The sequence below is a fragment of the Fibrobacter sp. genome (genome assembly GCF_045601785.1).
Taxonomy (GTDB): domain Bacteria; phylum Fibrobacterota; class Fibrobacteria; order Fibrobacterales; family Fibrobacteraceae; genus Fibrobacter.
The window spans coordinates 1-5616 of sequence record NZ_JAZSAF010000022.1 but is presented as its reverse complement, the minus strand read 5'-3'; the positions used below and the strand labels follow the sequence as shown (position 1 = coordinate 5616).

Below are 5616 nucleotides of genomic sequence, written 5' to 3'. Positions count from 1 at the left end.
CAGGAAACGGGGTAGTCGAACTGATCGTTGTGCTTCTGAAGCAGCTCCACGGCCTCGCGCATGTGGCCGTACACCGTGGTGTAGGCGATGACGACGCCCGGGGTCTCCACGCCGTAGGACGACCACGTTTGGTACTGGCCCAGGTAGTGCTCGAGGTTTTCGGTGAGCACCGGGCCATGCAGCGGGCAGATTGTCTTGATGTCGAGCGCGGCAGCCTTCTTGAGAACCGCCTGCACCTGGTTGCCGTACTTACCCACGATGTTGAAGTAGTAGCGGCGGGCTTCGCAGGCCCAGTCGTCCGGGTCGGCATCGTACACGCCGAACTTGCCGAACGCATCGGCCGCGAACAGCACCTTTTCGCTCTGCTCGTAGCTGAACAGCACTTCGGGCCAGTGCACCATCGGGGCACCGATAAACTGCAATGTGTGAGCACCGAGCGAAAGCGTATCGCCTTCCTTCACGGCCAGCTTCTTGACCGATTCGGGGAGCGCCATGAACTGCGGCAACAGCGCGAACGCCTTTGCGGACGCCACAAGCGTCGCCTCCGGGTACTTCGCCACAAAATCAGCAATGCCACCGGCATGGTCTGGTTCCAGGTGGTGAATCACCAGGTAGTCCGGCTTGCGGCCAGCGAGAGCCGCTTCCAAGTTGGCAAGCCACTCGCCCACCTTGTGGACATCCACCGTATCGGTCACGGCAATCTTTTCGTCCACGATCACGTACGAATTGTACGCCATGCCCTCGGGCACCACGTACTGGCCTTCGAACAAATCCAAATCGCGGTCATCCACACCGATGTACTTGATATTTCCGCTAAAGTTCTTCATGTATTCATCCTTTTGTTTATTGCTGAATTTAATAAATTTAAAGCAGAAAAACATAGGAGGATAATTATGATTTGCCCCAAGTGCGGTAGAAAATACGAAGACGACATGCCCAAATGTCTGTGGTGCGATGCCCCCAATCCAAATTACGGAAAGGATCCCACAGCTATTCAAGAAATAAATCAGGTCGACACTCCTGAAGACGAAGAAAAGAGCAAGTCTCACAAGGGAACGTTACTCTTTTGGATGGGAGCCATTCTCGGAGGCTTCGGCGTACATTGTTTCATCAGCGGAAGAACCTTAAGAGGCATTTTATACGCAGTCTTCGGAGGCTTCACCCTCAACTTTCTCATAGGATTCCTAAATCCCTTCGGCGTTAGTTTCCCTGTAGGGGTATACATTTTCACGAATCTCGCAAGCATCGTCATTACGATTCTGGCTAGCATTGACCTCTGGAAAATCGCTCGCGGAAAATACACCCATCAAAAGAAAGGCTTTACTTATGTTGGCGCCACATGGATGATTGTCATAGCCATACTGGTATACTGTGTCGATGGTATATTCATCTTAGCGAGCACCACGAAAAACATTGCCAACGGATTTTTTGACATTAACACATACGAAAGCCAACTCAGTAGCATCCAAGACTGCTACGAAACAACCGCAGCTTCTATAGATGATTACATTGTGAGACAAGAAAAGTTCTTTGCGGCAGAAAAACATCTTGGAAGTTTTGAAGACATCGCCTTCATTGAGAGCGCCTACAAATGTAATAATTCAAGGCATTTCCAAACACAGGACTTGAAAATAGGCATTTCAGTGAGTTACAGAGCCCTTAAAGGTTGCAGTAGAAATTCTATCTGGACCTACTCCGCTTCTGTTCAAGATGACAAACTCGTCTGGTACGCCACCATGCCAAAAGACGAAAAATGCAAGGAAACATTCCCGAAATTTTATGAGTTGAAAGACAAGCTGGAAAAACAACAGACTGAAAGTTCCGCGCAATAATTGTTATCTTTCAAAATATGGCCGAAAAGACTTTACTATTGCTCGATTCGTACGCGCTTGCGTTCCGCATGTTTTACGCCTATTCGCAGAATCCGCTGAAAAACAGCCAGGGCGAAGAGGTTTCGATGATGCATGGCTACTGGGGTGCGGTACTCCGCATTTTGGCCCAGCACAAGCCGACGCATTTTGCGATTGCACGCGATGTCGCGCACACAAAAACTTTTAGGCACGAACTTTACCCGGACTACAAGGCAAATCGCGGCCCCATGCCCGAAGAGATGGCGGCGCAGATGCCGCTCCTTGGCGAAAGTCTGGAAGCAAGCGGGATTCCGCTCTTGTCGGAGCCGGGTTACGAAGCGGACGACGTGATGGCAAGTACGGCCATGGCCGCTGTGGAAGCGGGCTTTGACCACGTGGTCATCCTGAGTAAAGACAAGGACATGTCGCAGATTGTGACCGACAAGATTCACCTTTTCCACCTGACGAAGGGTGCCGACGGCATTGACTTCGGTCCGGAGCAAGTGCTCGAAAAATACGGGCTTCCGCCGGAAAAAATCCGCGACTACCTCGCGCTCATGGGTGACGCAAGCGATAACGTTCCCGGTGTACCCAAGGTGGGCCCGAAAACCGCCATCCAGTTGCTGAACGATTACGGCGACATGGACAACCTTTATGCGAACCTTGACAAGATTACCAAGAAGGGCCTGCACGACAATTTGGCGAACAACCGCGAGAAGGCTTTCCTCAGCCGCGAACTGGTGACGCTCCAGACCAAGCGCGCCTTCAGCGGGAACCTGGACGCCCTCGAATACAACGGCCTGCACGTGGATACCTTGGCGCAGATGTTCAAGGACCACGAAATCAACAGCCTGCTTCGCTTGCTGGAGAAAGTCCCGAGCAAGGCGGGATTCGTGCGGGAAGGTTCTGATGGCGTAGAAGGCGTCGATAATTCAACGGACGCAGAAGTGGAACGAGCAGATTTCGCAGTCGATGTTCCGCCGCCGTACATTTGCGTTGATACCGACGAAATCTTTGAGCAGATGAAGGAGGAATTTGCCGCGTCGTCGCTTATTGGCGTAGACACCGAAACCGACGGCCTTGACCCGATGCAGTGCAACCTGGTGGGACTTTGCCTAGCCGCAGCTGACAACGACGGCAAAGTAAACAAGGGTTACTACATTCCGCTCGGTCATTCCGACGAAATCGGATTCCCGCTGCCGACAGGACCGAAAGGCAATTACGACTTGAACAAAGTCAAGGCATGGTTCAGTGAATTTATCGCGGACAACGCACCTGTCGCTGAAAATGATGGCGCCGAGGGCGCGGCTTCAAAACGAGCATTCATTTTCCATAACGCAAAATTCGACTTGCATGTTCTCGCACGTGCCTTCAAGATTCCGCAATCCGTTATCGACAACGCGAATCTCATCGACACGCTGATTGCCGCGTGGATGCTTTCACCGGGGCAATCGGGCCTCGGACTCGACAATCAGGTGATGCAGCGTCTGCAGCACGAGATGATTCCCATCGAGAATCTCATCGGACGCGGCAAGAACCAGATTACGTTCAACCGCGCGCCCATCAAGGAAGCCACCGAATACGGCGCCGAAGATGCAGTCTACACGCTCCGCCTTTGGAAACCGCTCAAGCAGGAACTCGAAAAGCTCGACTACGTGAAATATTTCTTTGAGCAAGAAATGCCGCTCTTGAAGGTACTGTACCAGATGGAATCCGTAGGGGTCGCCATCGATGTTCCGGCTCTCAAGACGCTGGAGCAGGAACTTGCACGCCGCATCGAGAATCTCGAGAAAGAAATCTGCGACATGGCGGGTGTAGAATTCAACATCGGAAGTCCAAAGCAACTGGGCGATGTGCTTTTCGACACGCTCGGCCTCCCTGAAATCAAGAAGCGCAGTACCGACGCCGTGGTTCTCGAAGAACTAAGCTTCAAGGCGCCACACCCGATTGTTTTCGCCGTCATCGAGTACCGCGAACTCAAGAAGATGCAGAGCACCTACATTTCGGTACTCCCGACGCTCATCAATCCGGACACGCGCCGCATCCACACGAGCTTTATCCAGTGGGGTACCGCGACGGGCCGCCTTTCGAGCCGCGATCCAAACCTGCAGAACATTCCCGTACGCAGCGACCTCGGCAAAAAAATTCGCGCCGCATTCGTGCCACAGAGCAAGGATAACGTCATCCTTGCGGTGGACTACTCGCAGATTGAACTCCGTATGCTCGCCCACTTGAGCGGAGACGAAGCGCTCATCGAAAGCTACAAGGAAGGTATCGATATTCACGCCCGCACCGCCGCCGCGATTTACGGGGTGGATCTAGACGCCGTCACGAGCGACATGAGACGCGATGCAAAAGTCGTGAATTTCGGCGTACTCTACGGGATGACTGCCTTCCGCCTCGCCCGTGACCTAAAAATCCCGATGTCGCAGGCAAGGGATTTTATCGACGGTTACTTCGGGATGTACCAGGGTGTACAGCAGTTTATTGAAGATACCAAGGCGGCCGCCCACCGCGACGGTTATGTAGAAACGCTTTCAGGCCGCCGCCGCTACATCGCGGGCATCGACTCTAGTGACCGCATGGAATCGCAAATGGCCGAGCGCATGGCCGTGAATACTCCCGTCCAAGGCTCCGCCGCCGACCTCATCAAGATTGCGATGGTCCGCATCCAGAAGCGAATCAACGCCGAGGACCTCCCGCTCCGCATGATGCTGCAGGTGCACGACGAACTCGTGTTCGAATGCCCTCGCGACCAGGTAGAAGCGATGGCCCAGATGGTGAAATCCGAAATGGAAGGCGCCATGGAACTCAAGGTTCCGCTCGTCGCGAGCGTCGGCTTCGGCGAGAACTGGCTCGAAGCGCACTAAGCGACCGTTCGGCTCACACTCCTGTAAGGCATCTCCGGCTTCGCCTCACTCTCGCCGACACGACTCGTTAATACGAGTCGCTTTCCGCTCACATAAGCCCGCGGGCAGTTTAAGTTATTCCGGATCCTTCACGCAGCGGACGTTATACGCATCCGTTATCTTGCCTCCCGAAACGGAACTCGAAACAAAGTTTGCTCCTTCGCTGGACAAACAGAATGCTTCATACTCGTTCAGCGAGCAGTCCTGGACATACCAGAACCATGCTTCCTGCGTAGCGCTTCCATACGAGTTCGCTCCATACATGATTCCGCCAGGGAGAGCCGTAAAGCCCAACACATCCGTTCCATTATTGACGTTGTCTGAATAATCTAACCAGCCATCCTTCGCCCGCAAACCACTCTGCGGGTCTCCCCCCATAAGCGCAATAAAATTATACAACTCTCGCCAATCCGATTTCGACGGCAAATGCCAACCCGCAGGGCATACCTGGCTGGACAATTCGCAGGAATAGAACGAGCCGTAGGTGTCGCACTGTTCAGCCTCATTGCCGTAGCACCAGCGGTTCCCTTCCAGTTCGGGCTTTGCAACCGAATCCCTGTAGTCTAGGTTTTCGGCCATCCATGTCTGGCCCCAGATGTCAATTGTCTTGTACACCCTGCCGTCGCGCGCATCCGTGAACGAGCCATATTCCCACGCGGTCGAATCAATTTTCCAGCCGTCTTCGCTGCACACGAAATGCGTATTGTTCACCGTAATTTTCTTACCGTAGATATAACTTGTACAACCCAAATTCAATCGCATTTCCCTTTCCGTGGGCAACCGGAATCCACCATTTTCGCACACATAGACGCGGCCCGCAGCTCCGTTATGCTCGTCGTGGAAAGAACCGTCGCCAT

4 protein-coding genes are annotated in these 5616 nt (G+C 53.3%); 2 read left to right on the top strand and 2 right to left on the bottom strand.

Going from position 1 to position 5616, the window contains the following annotated elements:
* Positions 1–827, bottom strand: an 827-nt coding sequence (locus ACKI61_RS03615) for an FprA family A-type flavoprotein (protein ID WP_407456427.1), incomplete at its 3' end; no start/stop codon positions are given.
* 66 nt (positions 828–893) lie between these two features.
* On the opposite strand from ACKI61_RS03615, the gene ACKI61_RS03610 reads away from it, so the two are divergent.
* Together ACKI61_RS03610 and polA are read left to right on the top strand one after the other, a co-directional pair.
* Complete coding sequence (locus ACKI61_RS03610) at positions 894–1832, top strand: hypothetical protein (protein WP_407456426.1); 939 nt, start codon at positions 894–896, stop codon at positions 1830–1832.
* A gap of 17 nt (positions 1833–1849) precedes the next feature.
* On the top strand, positions 1850–4720 hold the full coding sequence (gene polA, locus ACKI61_RS03605; protein ID WP_407456425.1) for a DNA polymerase I: 2871 nt from the start codon (positions 1850–1852) through the stop codon (positions 4718–4720).
* 114 nt (positions 4721–4834) lie between these two features.
* Here the strand turns inward: polA and ACKI61_RS03600 are convergent.
* Positions 4835–5616, bottom strand: a 782-nt coding sequence (locus tag ACKI61_RS03600; RefSeq protein ID WP_407456424.1) for an FISUMP domain-containing protein, incomplete at its 5' end; no start/stop codon positions are given.